This is a genomic window from Phycisphaerales bacterium (assembly GCA_035627955.1).
Classification (GTDB): Bacteria; Planctomycetota; Phycisphaerae; order Phycisphaerales; family UBA1924; genus JAEYTB01.
Genome location: DASPKU010000002.1, coordinates 205,458 through 223,836 on the forward strand (window position 1 = coordinate 205,458; position 18,379 = coordinate 223,836).

Annotated in this window: 13 protein-coding genes and 1 other RNA gene; 9 read left to right on the forward strand and 5 right to left on the reverse strand. The window is 68.3% G+C overall.

Annotated elements, in window-relative coordinates; genetic code table 11:
• Positions 1-106 precede the first annotated feature (106 nt).
• Positions 107-2,101, forward strand: coding sequence for a hypothetical protein (locus VD997_03070; GenBank protein HYE60955.1), 1,995 nt, complete (start codon positions 107-109; stop codon positions 2,099-2,101).
• Positions 2,102-2,316: 215 nt separating this feature from the next.
• Here VD997_03070 and VD997_03075 read toward each other — a convergent pair whose 3' ends face one another.
• Both VD997_03075 and VD997_03080 read right to left on the reverse strand, forming a co-directional pair.
• The gene (locus VD997_03075; GenBank protein ID HYE60956.1) at positions 2,317-3,321 is read right to left on the reverse strand and encodes a DNA adenine methylase; all 1,005 of its coding nucleotides are present in this window, start codon (positions 3,319-3,321) and stop codon (positions 2,317-2,319) included.
• Positions 3,322-3,514: 193 nt separating this feature from the next.
• Entirely contained in the window at positions 3,515-4,858 is a 1,344-nt protein-coding gene (locus VD997_03080; protein ID HYE60957.1) for a hypothetical protein, read from the reverse strand.
• A 92-nt stretch (positions 4,859-4,950) separates the two neighbouring features.
• Between VD997_03080 and ffs the strand changes: the two genes are divergently transcribed.
• The 8 genes from ffs (at position 4,951) to VD997_03120 (ending at position 16,719) form a co-directional block, all read left to right on the forward strand.
• An RNA gene (gene ffs, locus VD997_03085) (signal recognition particle sRNA small type) lies at positions 4,951-5,049 on the forward strand.
• A gap of 120 nt (positions 5,050-5,169) precedes the next feature.
• The gene (locus VD997_03090) at positions 5,170-6,792 is read left to right on the forward strand and encodes an FAD-dependent oxidoreductase (GenBank protein HYE60958.1); all 1,623 of its coding nucleotides are present in this window, start codon (positions 5,170-5,172) and stop codon (positions 6,790-6,792) included.
• A 329-nt stretch (positions 6,793-7,121) separates the two neighbouring features.
• On the forward strand, positions 7,122-7,766 hold the full coding sequence (locus VD997_03095) for a hypothetical protein (protein ID HYE60959.1): 645 nt from the start codon (positions 7,122-7,124) through the stop codon (positions 7,764-7,766).
• Positions 7,767-7,865: 99 nt separating this feature from the next.
• Positions 7,866-8,639, forward strand: a complete 774-nt coding sequence (locus VD997_03100) for an RsmD family RNA methyltransferase (protein ID HYE60960.1) — start codon at positions 7,866-7,868, stop codon at positions 8,637-8,639.
• Positions 8,640-8,796: 157 nt separating this feature from the next.
• Positions 8,797-12,135 carry an ATP-dependent DNA helicase gene (locus VD997_03105; protein ID HYE60961.1) on the forward strand — a complete coding sequence of 1,113 codons (3,339 nt, stop codon included), beginning with the start codon at positions 8,797-8,799 and terminating at the stop codon, positions 12,133-12,135.
• Between the two features lie 87 nt (positions 12,136-12,222).
• A complete protein-coding gene (locus VD997_03110; GenBank protein ID HYE60962.1) occupies positions 12,223-15,114 on the forward strand; it encodes a pitrilysin family protein in 2,892 nt (963 codons plus the stop codon).
• 160 nt (positions 15,115-15,274) lie between these two features.
• Entirely contained in the window at positions 15,275-15,793 is a 519-nt protein-coding gene (locus tag VD997_03115) for a paraquat-inducible protein A (protein HYE60963.1), read from the forward strand.
• On the forward strand, positions 15,790-16,719 hold the full coding sequence (locus tag VD997_03120; GenBank protein ID HYE60964.1) for an MlaD family protein: 930 nt from the start codon (positions 15,790-15,792) through the stop codon (positions 16,717-16,719). Before VD997_03115 ends, VD997_03120 begins: the two co-directional genes overlap by 4 nt.
• Before the next feature lie 112 nt (positions 16,720-16,831).
• Here the strand turns inward: VD997_03120 and atpG are convergent, their stop codons facing one another.
• From atpG to VD997_03135, 3 genes are all read right to left on the reverse strand, one after another.
• Positions 16,832-17,713 (reverse strand): ATP synthase F1 subunit gamma, encoded by an 882-nt coding sequence (gene atpG, locus VD997_03125; GenBank protein HYE60965.1) that lies wholly within the window; start codon positions 17,711-17,713, stop codon positions 16,832-16,834.
• 67 nt (positions 17,714-17,780) lie between these two features.
• Positions 17,781-18,095 carry a type II toxin-antitoxin system RelE/ParE family toxin gene (locus VD997_03130; protein ID HYE60966.1) on the reverse strand — a complete coding sequence of 105 codons (315 nt, stop codon included), beginning with the start codon at positions 18,093-18,095 and terminating at the stop codon, positions 17,781-17,783.
• Positions 18,095-18,367: a hypothetical protein gene (locus VD997_03135; GenBank protein HYE60967.1), complete on the reverse strand. Its 273-nt coding sequence runs from the start codon at positions 18,365-18,367 to the stop codon at positions 18,095-18,097. The genes VD997_03130 and VD997_03135 overlap by 1 nt, the downstream gene beginning before the upstream one ends.
• Positions 18,368-18,379: the final 12 nt, after the last annotated feature.

Genomic DNA, 18,379 nt, shown 5'->3' on the forward strand with positions numbered 1-18,379 from the left:
GCGTGCGGGCGGAGGGGCACCACGGCCACCGGAGAGGATGATGCAGGATCGGCGGAAGCCCGTCAGGCGAAGGTGGCGGAATTCGCGGCGGGTCTACGCTTGACGCGTGAAGCCAAGCACACTGGTCGCGGCGGTGGTGGTGGGGGTCGTGGGTGTGGGGGCGGGGGCGCAAACGCAGCCGCCACCGGCACCTCCGGCCCCGGGTCCGGCGGCGCCGGGGACGCAGCCCGCACCGCAGCCGCTGCCGCCGCAGCTGAAGCTGGGGCAGCGGGTGAACGGCCTGCGGGCTCTAGCCAAGCACGGCAGCGCGGTGGTGATCGTGAGCGACGCCGCGTCGTACCTGGAGGCGATCAGCCGCTGGCGGCCCGACGCGCGGTACCCGGTGCTGATCGACGACGGCACGCCCGAGGCCCACGAGAACATCGCGAGGTTCGTGCGCGGGTATGGGCCGGCGAAGGTGGTGCGGTGGAAGGCGGAGGGTGCCGGCGAAGGCGGCGCGGCATGGCCCGAGGTGGCTGTTGAGGATGTGCAGAAGGTCGTGGCGCGCTCGTGGGGCATCCCCAAAGAGCACGCGTCGGAGCCGCTGCTGGTGCAGTTGTGGGACAAGCTCAAGTTCGAGCCGCCGGGCGTGGTGGTGATGAGCCCCAGGGACACGGCGTGGCCCGCGGCGGTCGCGCTGGCGGCGGCCCGCGGGCAGCTGGTCATCGGCGCGAGCGTGCCCGGCGGCGTGAGCGGGATGATCTCGACCGCCGACGCGGATGCACTGGAGAAGACCATCCAGGAGGGTGCCGAGGCGAGCGGTAAGGCGTGGCGGGGGATGGGCGACGCCATTGAGACGGTGACGCTGTGCCTCAACTGCCCCTCGAAGCTCGATACCGGCAAGCCCAACGAGTACTACGCGCTGACGGACCGCATCGGGCGGATCAGCACGGGGCTGGAGGACGGCACGCGCTGGGCGTGGACGGGGCAGGTGTTCGGCAACCAGCAGCAGAGCGCGTACATGGCGATGTGCTCGCTGTTCATCCCGACGCGCAAGGCGTGGCTGTTCGACGGGTACCCGACGGGCGAGCCGTGGAGCCAGTGGGACTGCACGAAGGCGGGGGGAATCCTGAAGGACGCGGGGGTCGCGGTGGAGGTGGACGACACGCCGCGCCAGGGGGCGCGGGAGTGGAAGCTGCGGAGTGCGCGGGCGCTGAGCGCGGAGCTGGTGCTGGTCAACAGCAAGGGCGGGAGTAACTTCTTCGATCTGGAGCCGGGGCAGTGCCGGCCGGGGCATATCCCCGTGCTGGACGTGCCGAGCGTGGTGCACTTCGTGCACTCGTGGTCGGCGCAGTTCCTGACGGCGCGGGGCACGGTGGCGGGGCGGTGGATCGAGCGGGGGGCGTTTGGCTACTACGGGTCGGTGAACGAGCCGTATTTGCAGGCGTTCCTGCCGACGCCGGCGGCGGCCGGGCGGCTGGTGGCGGGGGCGCCGTTTGCGCCGGCGGTGCGGACCGACGCGGCCAAGCTTTGGAAGCTCGCGGTGGTGGGCGACCCCTTGTACGTGCTGGGGCGGGAGCAGCCGCGGTTTGATGACCTGGGGCTGGAGGGCGCGGTGGACGTGAGCGAGGGGCTGCGCGAGCTGCTCACGGGCGGGAAGTTCACGGAGGCGCTGCGGGTGCTGACGCTCACGGGCAAGGACCAGAAGGCAGCGCAGCTGGCGCTCTCGCTGCTGAAGGACAGGCCAGAGGGGCTGGAACCGCGCGGCGTCGCGTACGCGGTGCAGGCGGCGCTGCGGAGCGGGAACAACGCGGGCGTGGTGAAGCTGTACGCGAACCTGGGAGAGCTGGCCAAAGACCCGGTGCTGCAGGACACACTGTGGCTCGCGGCGTACCCGCTGCTGGAGGCGCCCGAAGACGACGTGCTGAAGGTGCTGTACGACAACGTGCGGCTGGATCAGCCGGGCGCGGACGCGACGACGCTCGCCGCGGCGTGGTCGCGGAAGATCTCGCGGGCGAGCGCGGATGCGATGCTGGAGTCACTGCGGAAGCGGCTGAACGCAGAGCAGCAGAAGGACCTGGATGAGTGGATGAAGCGGCCGTTTCAGCAGTGGGGGAGGTAGTAGGGATGGACGTATATGAGCAGGTTGAGCGAGTGGGCTCTGTCGAGGACTTCCGTACGTTTGTTCGAGTGCTACGAGCAGACCTCACAACGAATCCTGAGCGATGGGGGCACACAACGCTTGAGGGGTACCTCGAGTGCTGCTGGCCGCGTCGTTATATGAGTGACCGCGTACTCGTCAGGAGCTCGCGCTCCGATCTCGTACGCGTGGGAGCGTCACGTAACGACAAACAAGAACTCGGTGTTGCGCAGGTGGCTGACGGTGCCGACCTTCTGGCCGCCGGGGTTGTAGATGCCGATCTGGGCGCCGACGTAGCGCTTGTAGTCGCGCTCATGCACGGTGACGTGGCCGCGGGTGGAGAGGATGGCCTCGGCCTGCTCGCGGGTGAGGTAGCCCTCGTTGCTGAAGGACACGACGAGGATGGGCGCGGCCACCGCTTCGATGAGGCGCGCGAAGGCGTCGGCGAACTGCGTGCGCGAGTTGAAGGGGCTGCGGCGGTCGCGGACGTCGGCGCGTTTGCAGGCGGTGCCGTAGACGGCGGGCTTGTCCCAGCGGACGAGGGTTTCCCAAATGTGGTAGTTGCCGAGGTAGCTGTGCTGGTTGTAGGGCGGGTCGATGTACGCGATGTCGGCGGGCGTGCGGGCGGCGTCGAGGGCGTCGAGGCTGAGGGCGCGGCACTTGGCGCCCTGTGGGCGCGGCAGCACGTTGGGGACGCGGAGTTCGAGAGGGTTGTGGGCGCGGGGTGCCCACGACTTGAGGTACGCCATCTGGACGCCGGTTGTGGAGTCCACGCGGTCCGCGGCCTCCATGAGCGAGACGAGCATCACGGCCTCGAGCTCGGGGTCGAGGGACTTGGCCGCGATCGCTTCGCGGATGGCGTCGATGCGTTCGCCGTTGTGCGGCTGGAAGAAGCGGGACTGCTGGCAGAAGGTGTGGGTGAAGTAGCCCGGCCGGCCGGGGAGCGTGTTGAACTCGCGGACGAGCAGCTGGGCATTCTCGAGCACGTCCTCCGCATCGGCCTGCACGTAGCAGGTGGCGAGGGCGTGGGCGTAGGCGTTGTGGTCGTTGGCGATCACACGGTGGCCACGGGCCTTGAGGGCGTGGCCGACGCGTGAGGTCCCGGAGAAGAGGTCGAGGACGGTGCCGCCCGGGGCGAGCTCGGCGATCACCTCTGTGATCAGCGGGAGGAGCGTGCGTTTGGAGCCGAGGTACTTGATCACGCTGGGGCAGTGTAGTTGAAAGGAGCCAGCAGCCCATGCGCGATCGGGCCTTCTTGGGCAGCGGTTAGCGGAAGAATCGCCCCGATGGGGCTCTGCAGACGCTCGCGAACACAACCCCGGGTTGCGCTCGAAGACTCGCTTCACCCGGGGCTACTACAAGCCACCCGCTACGCGGGTTCAGAGGTCGTGCCACTCAGCGCCGTGGGTTGCGGGGGGTGCCGGATTTGAGGGTGCGCGGGGGCTTGGGGGGGAAGGGGGTGCGCGGCGGTGGAGCGGATTCGGCCGCGCCGTTCGCGGCAGCGTGGGGCGTGGGCGCTTCGGGAGCAACTGGTTGCTCGGAAGCAGTTGGACTAGCGGGAGCAGCGGGAGCGGGCTGCGGCACCTCGGCAATCGCCGGCGCCTGGCTGTCGTTCATCGCGTCCGCCACGTTGATGCGGGCGAAAATGAGGCGGCCGGCGGAGGTCTGGAGGCTTGAGGTGACCGTCATCGTCACCGTGTGGCCGATGGCGTGGGCGCCGTCCTCGGCGACAACCATCGTGCCGTCGGCGAGGTAGCCGACGCCCTGCGTGGCCTGCTCGCCCTGGCGGACGAGTTTGATGGTGACTTGCTCGCCCGGGACGAGGGCGGACTTGAGGGCGTTGGCGAGGTCGTTGATGTTGAGGACGGGGACGCCGTGGATGTTGGCGACGCGGGCGAGGCCGACGTCGGTGGTGGCGACCATCGCGGACATCGAGCGGGCGAGCTCGACGACCATCTGGTCCACGGCCTTGCCGGGCACGAGCGTGTCGTCGATGGTGACGTCCAGGCGCGGCTGTCGCTGCAGCTTGGCGATGATCTCTAGCCCTCGGCGGCCCTTGCTGCGGCGCATGGCGTCGGCGGAGTCGGCCAGCTGCTGGAGCTCGCCGACCACGAAGCGGGGGATGACCACCGGAGCCTGCATGAAGCCGGTCGCGGCGACGTCGGCGATGCGGCCGTCGATGAGGACGGAGGTATCGATGAGGATGGGGCGCACGCCGCGGAGCTGCTTGGCGAACTCGACGTAGGGGATCACGAGGCGGAAGTCGTCCTGCGTCTGGAGGATGGTGGAGACGCCCAGGTAGCTCAGGGTGATGCCGATGATGATCTTGATGGAGTTGACGGTGGGCTTGAGCTCGGCGACGGCCTTCTCCTCCACCGCCCAGCTCTCGACGGCGAGGTCGATGATGAAGCCAAGGGCCAAGGTGGCGATGAGGCCGGCGAGGACGCCCACGAGCACGCCGACGATGGTGCCGGTCTTCTTGTTGGGCGTGAGGAGGTCAACGCCCAGGGCCCCGAGGAACAGGATGACCGAGACGAGCAGCGGCAGCCACCACTGGGTGCCGACGCCCTCGTTGAAGCCCTCCTGATGCTGGAGGAAGGCGAGGGTGGTGAAGGTGGCGATGAGGATGAAGAAGGCGGCGCGGACGATCTTGAGCATCACCGCGCGCTGGCGGGCCGCGGCCTCGGCGGGGTGGAGGGAGTAGTTGGGCTCGGGGGATTGGCTGGGGCGGAGGATCACCGTCCAAGTGTACGGGTTGGGGGTGGCGGCGGGTTCAGGTTTGATTGGGGGAGCGGGGGGCACTAACCTCCGTGCTCGTCCCCCCGATCGACGGCCGGGCCCGGTGCACGGATGGCCCGTGAACCTGGTCAGGGCTTGACCGCAGCAGCCATAAGCGGCCGTCGTCCGGTGCCGCCGGTGTCCTGGCCGTCGATCGGGGGGATGAGTGGGGGAAGAGTTCTCGGGCGTAGCGCCCAACCGCAGCCGATGATGGGGTCCTCTGGCCACCACCGCTAGAATCGGTGCTGGGATCTGTCAGGAGAGGACCGCGTTTGACTAAGCATGCGACCGTCGGGCCGGATGAGCGGATCGTGATCATCGGCGCGGGGCCTACGGGCCTGGGCGCCGGGTACCGCCTGAAGGAGCTCGGCCACACGAACTTCGCGATCTACGACCGCCACCCCTACGTAGGCGGGCTGTCGCACAGCTTCACCGACGACAAGGGCTTCACGTGGGACATCGGCGGGCACGTGATGTTCTCGCACTACACGTACTACGACCAGTGCTTCGAGAAGCTGATGGGGAGCGACTTCACCCTGAACAACCGCGAGAGCTGGGTGCGGATGTTCGACCGGTGGGTGCCGTACCCCTTCCAGAACAACGTGCGCTACCTGCCCAAGGAGGCGGCGTTTGAGTGCATCGCCGGGCTGATCAAAGCCCAGGGCGGCAAGGGGAAGGTCCCGAGCCCCGCGGCGGCCCGCAACTTCGGCGAGTTCATCGACGCGGTGTTCGGCGAGGGGATCGCCAAGCACTTCATGCGCCCGTACAACTTCAAGGTCTGGGCGTACCCGCCCGAGATGATGAACAAGCAGTGGATCGGCGAGCGGGTCGCGGTGATCGACGTGGAGCGGGCGCTCAAGAACGTAATGCTGGGGCTGGATGACTTCGGCTGGGGCCCCAACAACCAGTTCAAGTTCCCCTTGAAGGGCGGCACGGGCGAGTTCTACCGCCGGTTCGGGCCGGTGCTGGGGCTGACCGAGGACGGGCGGGAGACGCAGCGGTCGCACATCAAGCTGAGCCGCACGGTGGTGAGCATCGATGTGGATGCGCGGGTGGTGACGTTTAACACGGGGGAGCAGGTTCCCTACGACACGCTCATCAGCACCATGCCACTGGACGTGCTGTGCCGCGAGGTGCTGGTGGGGAACGTTCCCGATTCGATCCGCGCGGCGGCAGGCAGGCTGCTGCACAGCGGCGGGCACATGGTGGGCATCGGCATCAAGCGGCCGTGCCCGAGCACCAAGAGCTGGATGTACTTCCCCGAGGCCAACTGCCCCTTCTACCGGGTGACGTACCTCTCGAACTACTCGCCCTTCATGACGCCGGACAAGGACCGGTACTACTCGCTGCTGTGCGAGACGAGCACGAGCGACGTGAAGCCGGTGGACGCCTCCCGCATCGTGGAGGACACGATCGAGGGGTTGATCAACGCCGGGCTGATCACGCGCGAGGAGACCAAGGACATCGTCTCGACGTGGCACTACTACGCGGACTACTCGTACCCGACGCCGAGTGTGGAGCGCGATGAGGTGCTGAGCGTCCTGATTCCCTGGCTGGAGGCGCGGGGGATCTACTCGCGCGGGCGGTTCGGGATGTGGAAGTACGAGGTGGCGAACACCGACCACACACTCATGCAGGGCGTGGAGTGCGTGAACCGGCTGCTGCTGGGAGAGCCGGAGACCACCATCGGCGTGGTGTACAAGGTGACCGAGGACGGGCGTCAGGCGGCCGTGCACGAGCGCCCGGCGCACGCGGGTTCGGGCGAGAAGCGGATCAGGCCGTCCGTTGCGCACGCGGAAGCGAAGCCCGAAGCGGTGCTGATCGAAGCGAAAGTCGGCGATCTCGCGGCGGGGCCGATCGGCGAGGAAGAGGTCGGGATCGGCGAGGGCTCGTGAGCGCGCAAGCAGCGACAGCCCAGCGGCTTCCCCGGCGCGGGTGACGGGTGCGAAACAGCGGATGGCGTTTGCGGCGTGCGGCGAGGGTCCGAGAGCCGCGCCTTCGTTCGGCCTGTGCCGTTTGTTCCAAAAGAGCGGCCATTATCGTGGCCCAGAGGCAAAATTGGTGCACATTCCCAGCAGACGGGCCGGGTTGGGGTTTACGGACGGGCTCCACTGCGTGGGTCCCGTTCTCGACACAGCACGCCCGTGCGTGTGGGCTGGGGGGCTGTCCCTTCGGTCGAGGGTTCTGCTGCGTGGAGTCGCCCGGCCGCAATCGGGCGAGTGGTATGAGTGCGCTGTCGCGTCAACCCGAGGTGATTCTGCTTGCCCAGGACTGGCAGGCGGATGTCACGCAGCTGCTGGATGAGCACCATCTGGTGGCGTGGTCCGACAGCCACGCCCGCCGAACACAGTTCGCAGTCTCGCTGGGTCAGTTCCTCGGAAGCCAGCGGGACACCGAAGTGTGTGTCTTCTACGGCAAGCACATCACCGACCTCGAAAGCTTCTGCTACCAGCTGGAGCGGGCGATCCCCGGGCCGACGCTGGAGCGGCGCGTCGATGGCCCCGGCGGGGTGGTTGCTCTGCTGCGGACGCGGGCGAGCTTCCGCGGGCGGCCGGAGAGCAAGTTCCGCTACTACATCTGGCACGACGCGGATGTGCTGCTGCGGGCCAATCACAAGCTCTTCGGGCAGCTGGTGGACGCGATCTCGGGCGTCGCGGCCGAGGCCGAGTACGTCAGCGACGAGCTGCTGCTGCTGCACCGGGCGGTGTACGTGGGCGGGTCGATCCTGGACATCTACGGCGAGGACGCCCGCGGCCAGTTCCAGAGCTGGCGGGCCGATGAGCACGACGAGCCGTTCTGGAAAGTCGTGACGGGGATCGAGGCGCCGCCATTCATGCGGTACCGGATTGATCTGCTGGGCAAGCGGTAAGGCGCGTAGGTCCAATAGGTCTGCTGGGTCGGGTAGCTCTGACGGGGACCTGCTCTCATGAATGAGCGGGGTCTTCGTGCCGACCTACGCTTGGATGCAATGCGCATCATCGCTGGCGAGTTCCGTTCCAGGCGGTTGCTGACCCCGCCGGATGATTCGATCACACGCCCCATCCCCGACCGGGTGAAGGAGTCGCTGTTCGGCCTTCTGCGGGGGCACTGCGAGGGGGCGTCGGTGTTCGATGGCTTTGCGGGGACGGGGGCGATCGGGCTGGAGGCCCTGAGCCGCGGGGCCTCGCGGTGCGTGTTCGTGGAGCAGGACAAGTCCATCGGGCAACTGCTCTCAAAGAACATCGAGACGCTGGGCGTGAAGGATCGGGCGGAGCTGGTGATCGGCGACGCGCTTGGCCCGGGGGCCCTGGCGCGGGCGCCGCGCCCACTGACGCTGGCGTTCCTCGACCCGCCCTACCCGCTGGTGCAGGAGGCGGTGGGGTTCAAGCGGACGATGGCGCAGGTGCAGAAGATGGTGGACCTGCTGACCCTGGACGGCTTCGTGGTGCTGCGCACGCCGTGGCCCCTCAAGCACAAGCAGGGCTCGCCCGCGCCCGTGGCCCCGCCGGTGACCAAGAAAGGCAAGGGCCGCTTCGATCGGCGAGCCTGGGAGCGCGAGGTGCTTGAACCCCGGAGCACTCCCGGGCGGGCGGCCCATGGTCTGACCGCTCGCGACGAGGCGCTCGAGGAGCTGGCGGAGGCATCGCCGACGGTGGCAAAGGCGTCGTGGATCGACGTGGACCTGCACCTGCCCAACGCGCAGGGGCCGGAGACCCACGTATACCACAACATGGCGGTGCACCTGTATATGCGGAAGGCCTAGGGAAAGCCTGAAGTGGCGAAGTGGCAAAGTGGCAAAGTGGCAAAGTGACGGAGTGAGAGGCGCTCTGACCACCTTTCCTCGCGCGACTGAACACATCATGTCAGCGGCTGGGTGAATCGTCGGTTGGGGTTATCGCACCTCGTGGTACATTGCCCGCGTGGCGGATCAGCTGACCAGGCAACAGCTCGAGGCGGTGCAGCACAGCGGGGGGCCGCTGATCGTGCTGGCGGGCCCTGGCACGGGCAAGACGCGGACCATCATCGCCCGCGTGGCTCACCTCATCGAGCAGCGCGGCGTGGAGCCCGAGTCGATCGTGGCGCTCACGTTCACGGTGAAGGCCGCGGGGCAGCTGCGGGAGCGGCTGGCGGGCCAGGTGGGGGCGCTGCTTGCCGACCGCGTGAACGTGTCCACCATCCACGGCTTCGGGCACAAGCTGGTGCGGCGATTCGGCGACCTGCTGGGACTGCCGCCGGAGCTGGAGCTGATCGACGCGGCCCAGTCGCACCGCCTGCTGAAGGACGTCATCGTCACGCACGGCCTGTTCGCAGACTCGCGGGCGGAGGGGCTGCGGTCGCTCATTGCGAACCTGGAGCAGGTGTTCGCGGGGATCGCCAATCGCGGGCTATCGCACAAGCAGTGCACCAAGTTTGTGCACGAGTGGGGCGTGCGGCTGGAGCGGGCGCCGCGCCCGCCCACCGCGGGCGCGTTGACTGAACTCGAGTACGAGGCGCAGCAGGCGGAGCACGCGTGGTTCGCCGACGCGGTGCTGGCGATGAACTTCTTCGCCGAGGCGCGGTGGAAGCGGGGGTGGGTGACCTTCGACGACTTCCTCACGCTGCCGCTGCGGCTGCTGCGGGAGCACCAGAGCGCCCTGGCGATCTGCCGCGGCGACTACCGCGCGTTCGTGGTGGACGAGTTCCAGGACTGCAACCCCGCGCAGATCGAGCTGCTGCGGCTGCTCTCGCCGCCTGAGAGCCGGCCGGACCTGTGCGTCGTGGGCGATGACGACCAGGCGATCTACCGCTTCCGCGGCGCCGACGAGCAGGCGTTCCGGCGCTTCGAGACCATCTGGCCGGGGCCCAAGGTGGTGCCGCTGACGGAGAACTACCGCAGCCAGCCGGCGATCATCGCGGTCGGCAACGCGGTGATCGGGCGGGCGCAGTCGCGCTTCCGCCCCGACAAGACGATCGTGTTCCCCGAGAAGAAGGTGGCACTGCCTGCTGACCAGTGCGGCGTTGAGTGCGTGCGTCTCGAAGAGGAGTTCCAGGACGCGGAGGTGATCGCTGCGATGATCACCGGCGACCGCACCGCCACGGCCCTGGCGGGCCAGACGCGTGCGTGGAACCGCTACGCGGTGATCGCCCGCGGGCACGGCGATCTGGACCGCGTGGCCGCGGCGCTGCGGCTGGAGGGCGTCCCGTACGAGCGCGTGAAGGAGCGGTCGATCCTCGATGACGCGGGCGTGGAGGATGTGCTCGCGTGGGTGGAGTGGCTGATCAACCCCGAGGCCTCGTGGGCGGCGCGCCGTGTGCTGGCCAGGCCGCCGTACGGCGTGCCCGCGGAGGCCGCGCTCTCGTGGGAGCTGGAGTACAAGGGGCAGGCGTCGCAGTGGGGGGCGGGGCGCGAGGGCGTTGAGGAGCCCGGGCGGTTCGACGAGTGGCTGAAGGTGCGGGCGGTGGAGTACCCGGCCGTGGCGCGGGCGGTTGAGCTCTACCAGCGGCTGATGACAGAGGTGGGGTCGATGCGCGGCGACGAGGCGGTGTTCCGCGTGATCACCGCGACCGACGCCGCGCACGCGGAGCTGCTGCCGGGGCGGGACCGGGCGGAGCGGGTGGCGGCGCTGGTAGCACTCATCGGGCTCGCGCGCGACAAGCAGCACCGCTTGGAGCCGCCGGGGGACCTGGCGGAGTTCTGGCGGTACCTCGAGGAGCTGCGTTCGGCCGCCGGCGCCATCCCCGCGGTCGAGGGCATGTCGTCGGTGTCCGAAACCCCCGCGACGCTGGACGAGGACGAGACCGCCGGCGGCGTGCAGCTGCTGACGGCGCACTCATCCAAGGGGCTGGAGTTCGACACGGTGTTTGTGCCGCGGGTGAAGGCGCCCTACGGCTTCCCGTGCTTGCGGAGCGACAGCGGGTGGGAGCCGCCGGAGGGGCTGTTCGACAGCCTCGACCCGCGGACGGAGGCCGAGCGCTGCGCGGATGAGGAGCGGCGGCTGTTCTACGTCGCGTGCACGCGGGCGGAGCGGCGGCTGGTGCTGCTGAGCAAGCCCAACAAGACGGTCACCAAGACGGTGAACTACTTCGACGAGCTGACGCGGACACCGGGGACGCCGGTGTCGGTGCACGAGGCACGCCACATCCTGGAAGAGGCCGCGGCCCGGGGCGGGGTGCCGGCGTCGGCGATCGAGGTCGCGGGGCTGGACTTCAAGGGTCGGGCGGCGGCGCGTCAGGCGGGGGAGCGGGCGCGGCGCGAGGCACGGCTGGCGGCGGCTCGGGCGCTGGAACTGGTGGACCGCGGCGACGTCACGCCCGAGCAGGTGACGAAGGCGGCGGAGATGCTCAAGGGCGCGGCCGAGCAGATTGCCCTCACGGCCGCGACGCAGGCGGCGGGGCAGGCCCCCGCGTGGCTGCTCAAGCAGCGCCCGGACCTTCGGCCCATGGGCGAGCGGCTGGCTCGGCTGATGAAGGAGGAGAACGCGGCGGATGTATCGCCCGAGTCGCTGCTGGTGAAGGCGATGCCGGCGCCGCTGCACCTCTCGTACACGACGATTTACGAGTACCACAACTGCGCGCGGTGCTGGTACCTGGGGCGGGTGCTGCGGCTGCCGCAGCCGTACTCGGACGACGCGAACCTGGGCACCGTGGCGCACGCGGCCCTCAAGACCTTCTACGACCGCTGGGCCAAGGCCGACGCCGAGGGGCTGCCGCGTCCGGGAGCGGAGCAGCTGGTGACGCTCGCGCGCGAGACGTTCATCGCGACGCTGGGTTCGCGACAGGTGGTGGATAACGAGGCGCTGGAGCAGCTCTCGGCCCAGATGCGGCTGCTGATGGCCAACCTGCACCACGATGGGGCGCAGGTGCTGGAGACCGAGCGGTCCATCGACTTCGATTACGAGGTCGACGGCGTCGCCCACCGCTTCACGGCCAAGCTCGACCGCATCGACCTGCTGCCCGATGGCGGTGTGCGCGTGATCGACTACAAGACGGGCTACGCGTCGCAGCGGTACCTCGCGCCCAAGAAGGACGATCTTCAGATGGGCATCTACGCACTCGCCCTGAAGCTGGCCAAGGGTCTGGGGTGGGCCGATGGGGGCGATGTTCGGGGGGTGGCGGAATACTGGTGCCTTTCGACCGGCGAGCGGGGAACAATCTCCTTCGCCGAGTTGGACGAGGCGAAGGTGCGGGCGCAGATCGACAAGGCGGCCCGCGGGATGCTGAAGGGTGAGTTCCCGTGCGGGGATGGGTGCGGGGGGCCGTGCACGCTGTTTGGGAGTTGATGGCCCGCGAGCCGTCGCATGAGTGATGATGTGAGTGGTTGACAGTGTTGGTTGACGCGTGCATTGCGCACGCGAAGGAGAATGTGGATGTACACGTACGCCCCCGTGCCCGCGATCGTGGTGTCGCTGGCGGCCTTTACCTCTGCCTTTGCGCAGGAGCTGCCCACCGACCCGCGGCTGGTCACGGGCAAGCTCGAGAATGGCCTGACCTACATCATCCGCCCGCACGACGTGCCCAAGGGTCGGGTCGAGCTTCAGATCCACTTCGCGACCGGCTCGATGAACGAGACAGACCGGCAGCGCGGCATTGCCCACTTCGTCGAGCACATGGCGTTCAATGGGTCCAAGAACTTCGAGCCCGGCTCGCTGGTGCCGCTGTTCCAGTCGATGGGCCTGCAGTTCGGGCGCGACCAGAACGCGTACACCAACATGACCGAGACGGTGTACCAGCTGTCGATGCCGGAGAACAACCCGGAGCTGATCGCCAAGGGCCTGCTGTTCTTCTCGGATGTGACCGGGCGGCTGAGCATGCTGCCGGAGGAGATCGAGAACGAGCGGAAGATCATCCTGGAGGAGCGCACCAGCCGCCTGGGCGGCATGCAGCGCGTGCGCGATTACGTGATGGACCGCATCGTGCCCGGTTCGCTCATCGGCAAGCGGCTGACCATCGGCACGGCCGAGACGATCAAGAGCGTCAACCAGCAGGACTTCAAGGACTACTGGGGCACGTACTACGGCGCGGGGAACGCGACGCTGGTGGTGGTGGGTGACGTGAAGCCCGACGAGATCAAGCCGATGATCGAGAAGGCTTTCGGCGACCTGCCCAAGACCGGCAAGCCCGCGCGCCAGGACATGAAGGTCAAGCCCGCGGACAAGCCGTACGCGATCGTGGCGAGCGACAAGGAGATCACCTCTGGCAGCGTGAGCATCTCGCGCGTGGACCTGCCGAAGAAGGCGCCGCGCACCGTCGCCGAGTACCGCGCGGACCTGGTGGAGGCGATGGCCGCGTCGTGCTTCAACTCGCGGATGACCGACAAGGTGTCGCGTGGGGGGACGAGCTACCTGCGGCTGAGCGCCTCCATGAGCGATCAGGCCCACATGCTGCGGGAGTGCGGGGTGGACGCCACCTGCGAGCCGGCGAAGTGGAAGGGGGCCCTGAGCGACGCGGCATTGGAGCTGCAGCGGGCCCGCAAGTTCGGCTTCACCGAGCGCGAGCTGGCGAATGTCAAGAAGCGGATGATGAGCAGCGCTGAGCGGGCCGTGCAGACCGAGAGCACGACGCCCTCGCGGGGCGTGATCCAGGGGATTATCAGTGACATCGGGCGAGAGGGCGTGACGATGTCGGCCGAGCAGGAGCTGAACCTGCTGAAGGAGATCCTGCCGAGCATCACGCTGGCGGAGGTCTCGTCGCACTTCGCGAAGGAGATGGAGCCCAGGAACGCCGCGTTCGTGGTGACGCTGCCTGCGTCGGCCGATGTGCCCACGGAGGAGCAGGTGCTGGCCCTGGGCCTCAAGGCCCTGACGGTGGAGCCCACGCCGGAGAAGGAGATCGCGCGGGCGGAGAAGCTGATCGACAAGCTGCCCGAGGGCGGGAAGGTGGCCGAGAGCGCCGTGCACGAGGGCGCAGGCGTGTGGAACGCCTGGCTGAGCAACGGCGTGCGCGTGCACCACAAGTTCATGGATGAGCGCAAGGACTCGGTGACGATCTCGATCTCGCTCTACGGCGGCGAGCTGCTGGAGACGGCGGAGAACCGCGGCATCACCAACGCCGCGGCGGTGGCGTTCAACTCTCCGGCCACTGGCAAGCTGACCTCGTCGGACATTCGCGAGCTGATGACCGGGAAGAAGGTCATCGTGGGCGGCGGCGGCGGGGGCGGCGGTCGTCGAGGTGGGGGCGGGAGCCTGACCGAGGGCGTGAAGCTCATTGTTTCCGGCAGCCCCGAGGACCTGGAGAGCGGCATGCAGCTCGCGTACCTGATGCTGACGGACCCCAAGGTGGAGGAGGCGGCCTTCAGCCGCTGGAAGACGCAGACGATCCAGGGCATCGAGGCTTCCAACAAGAACCCCGCGTCGTTCGCAGCCCGGGTGCGGGCGCGGACGGTGTACCCCGAAAGCGAGGTGCGCCTCCAGCCCGAGACTGTCGAGCAGATCCAGCGGATCGATCTGCCCGCGGCCCAAGCGTGGCTGAAGAAGCTGGTCACGACTTCACCGATCGAGGTGACGATTGTCGGTGATCTGAGCCGCGAGCGGGCGGAGGAACTGGTGGCCAAGTACCTTGGCTCGCTGCCTAAGCGGGAGCGGGTGAGCCCGAGCCTGTACGCCAAGGAGCGGAAGATCGAGCGGCCCAAGGGCGAGCGCAAGACTCAGGCGACGGTCGCGAGCGAGACCGAGCAGGCGTACGTGATGTGCGGGTTCTACGGGCCCAACCTGACGGACGTGGAGGACGTGCGGGCGCTGGCGCTCGCGTCGCGGATCCTCTCGACACGCATGGTGAAGGAGATCCGCGAGAAGGAGCAGCTGGTGTACGGCATCGGCACGTCGGCGAGCCCCGCGAGCACCATCCCGGGCTTCGGGCTGGTGCAGGCCGGCGCCACGACCGACCCTGAGAAGGTGGATGCGCTGGTGGCGAAGGTTAACGCGATGTTCGCGGAGTTTGCAAAGGAAGGCCCGACCGACGAGGAGATGACCGTCGCCAAGAACCAGATCGCCAAGACTTACGAGGACCAGGTGATCCAGCCGCAGTACTGGCAGGGGCGGCTGGACCAGATCGACTTCAAGGGCGTGAAGATCGACGACGTGCTGACCGAGGCCGCGGCGATCGAGGCGCTCACGAACGAGCAGGTGAAGGCGGCGTTCGCGAAGTACTACAAGCCCGACGCGGCGGTGGTCGTCACCGTGAAGCCCGAGGGCGGGGCGAAGAAGGACGGCGGGAAGAAGGACGAGAAGACGCCGGTCTCGGCGGCGCCTGCCAAGAACTGATCAGGATGAATGAGCGTCCAAGGGCCCGGGGCAGCTCCCGGGCCCTTTTGCTTGGGTAGCCCCTCTCTCCGAGACGGGAGGATGAACACCCGTCTCGGAAAGACGGGGTACCCATCAGAAGCGGTAACGCACGCCTCGCCGATCCCAATAAACTGACGGGATGGACCAGCGGCGGGAATCCCGTGGGCTTTCGTGGGCCGGCGCATTCGCGCTGGCGGCGCTGATCCTCTACCCCCTGGCGGTCTCGCTGCCGGTGATGCAGCTGCGCAAGCTGGGGCATGTGCGCGACGTGACGGTGTGGTCGGGGGCGGTGGAACTGCTGGGCAGCGGGCACACGGCCGTAGGTGTGCTGGTGTTCCTGTGCTCGATCGTGATCCCGCTGATGAAGCTGCTGGGCATCTTCCTGCTGGGCTTTGAGTCGCCCTGGCGCGGGCGCGGGCACCAGCGGCTGCGCACGCACCGCGTGATCGACTGGGTCGGGCGGTGGGGCATGCTGGATGTGCTGCTGGTGGCGGTGCTGGTCGCGGCCATCAAGCTGGGCAGCTGGGCGGACATCTCGCCGGGGCCCGGCGTGATCGCGTTCGCCAGCGTGGTGGTGCTGAGCCTGCTGGCCTCGGCCGTGTTTGATGTTCCCCGGGCGCAGGCGACCGTCGCGCGCGGGCTGGAGGGCGGGGCATGAAGACGGAGTCCTCGGCGACGGTGGTGGTAGCGGCGCCCGCGCCATCGCAGGTGGCGCTCGCGCGGTCGGCTGAGGCGGGTGCGTGCGAGGCGAAGCCGGTCTCTCGCGGCGGGTGGCGGTGGCTGCCGTGGGTGGTGCCGCTGGTGGCGGTGGTCGCCGCGGGGCTGCTGGCGTGGCAGGTGATGGCGGGGCGTGGGCCGCTGATCGCGATCGACTTCGATCGCGGCGAGGGGCTGGCGGCGGGCGACCCGGTGACATTCCGCGGCGTGCGCGTCGGTGAAGTCCGAGCGGTCACGCTCTCGCCCGACCTGACGAAGGTGCGAGTCGAGGCCCGCCTGCGGAAGGACGCGGCGGGGCTGGCGGTGGAGGGCAGCCAGTTCTGGGTGGTGCGGCCTGAGATTTCTGCCGCGCGGGTAAGCGGGCTGGATGCCCTGCTGGGGCCGCGGTACGTGGAGTGCCTGCCGGGCCAGGGCGCGCGGGCGACGCGGTTCACGGGCCTGGCGAGCCCGCCGGCCCGCACCATCGCGACCGACGGTGCGCTGCTGGTGGTGGTAGAGACCTCCGACCGTGCGTCGCTCTCGGTGGACTCGCCCGTGACCTACCGCGGCGTGCGTGTGGGTGCGGTGAAGTCGATGGCGCTCTCGGCCAACGCCCGCGTGGTGGAGGTGACACTGGCGATCGAGCCCGCGTACCGGCACCTGGTGCGGGTGAACTCGCGGTTCTGGAACGCCGGCGGGTTCAGTGTGGACTGGGGGCTGAAGGGGCCATCACTGCGCATGCCGACGATCGAGGCGGCCATCGGCGGCGGCGTGGCTTTCGCAACCCCGACGAAGGCCGGCGAGCCGGTCGTCGGCGGTGAGCGGTTCGTGCTGGCGCGAGAGGCGGAGAAGGAGTGGCTGGAGTGGGCGCCGGTGCTAGAGAGGTAAGAACCGCGACCGTAAGGGAGCGGTGGCAAACCCTGCACTCGACTAGGCAAGCGAGAAGAAACATGGCCGCGCAGCGCGGCCATATCGCTCCCTGACGGTCGCGGTTCCTACCTCACTCGAGTGCTGCGGCACCCGAGATGATCTCGGTCAGCTCGGTGGTGATCTGGGCCTGGCGAGCGCGGTTGAACTTGCGGGTGAGGGCCTTGCCCATCTTGCCCGCGTTGTCGGTCGCGGCCTTCATGGCCACCATGCGGGCCACGTGCTCAGAGACGACCGCGTCGTTGAAGGCCTGGAACAGCAGGGCCTTCACCGCGGCCGGGAGCAGGTCGTCGAGCAACTCGCCCGCGCTGGGGCTGAACTCGAAGACCTGGTTGGGGCCCTGGGCCTTATCGGCGCCGGGCTTGGCCTCGGGCGTCTGGAAGGGCAGGATCTGCATGGCGGTGGGGGTCTGGCGGCCGGCGGAGATGTACTTCATGTACACCACGCGCACCGTCGAGACCTCGCCGGACTTGAACTTGTTGATGTACTCGTCCGCGAGGGCACGCACGGCGTCGTAGCTGGGCTTGTCGCCGAACTGGTTGTGCTGCTGCGCGACGGGCACGTTGGCGAACTTGAGGAAGCCGGCGCCCTTGCGGCCGACGAGCTCGATGATCCCGTCGCGGACGCCGGGGGTGTTGCGGAGTAGGCCCATGAGCGAGCGGAGGACGGCGCCGTTGTAAGGCCCGCATAGGCCGCGGTCGCTGGTGAGGACGAGCGTCAAAGGCTTGCCGGAGCGGGCTCTACCAGAGTCGAGCAGCGGGTGCCCCATGTCGCCCAGGCCAGCGGCGAGCTCGGTGACGAGCTGGAAGAGGGCCTCGGTGTAGGGCTTGCTGGCGGTGGACGCCTGCTGGGCGCGGGCGAACTTGCTGGTGGCGATCATCTGCATCGTTTTGGTGATGCGGCGGATGTTGCCAACGGCCTTGATGCGCTTCTTGATCTCGCGGGTCTTGCCCATAGGGGCGGAAGGATAGGCGGGGGGTGGGGGGGTGGTCCGGTGCGGCCCGGCTCCCTTGCGGAGGGGGTCAGATCGGGGCGGTGAGGTCCGCTTCGATGTCTCGCGAGGCGTGCAGGACCCGGACTACCCAGAGGAGCTCCTCTCGGATCTGATAGAGCAGCAGAATGGAGGGAAACCCGTCCACGGGCCAGCTCCGGATGTTCGTGAGCGACGGATCATCGAAGAGCCTCACCCGGCCAACGTGCGGGAACTCAGTGAGAGCTTCAAGAGTGATGCTTATGGCGTCATAGAAGCGGGTGCCAGTATCGATGCTGTGGCGGAAGTAGTACTCGGCGATATGGTCGACATCAATCGCCGCACGAGGGCTGAGTTCGAAGCGCATCAACCCGCCTTGTTCCGCGTGTACCTGGCGACGAGCTCGGCTTTCTTGCGCTCCCAGTAAGCCCTGTCAGGAGCGATCCCGGGACCTTCCAACCCTTTGAGCAGCTCGACTTCGAGCTCCTTTTGGGTTGCCGGTACGCGGGGCAGTTCGATGAGTGACTCGGAGAGACTGATTGCTGCGCACTCTTCGAGTGTCAGACCACGAGCCTTTGCCCGCTCCGCAATGCGTGCTTCGAGGTCATCCGAAATCGATATGGTGATCTTGCGGGCCATGACTGATTATAC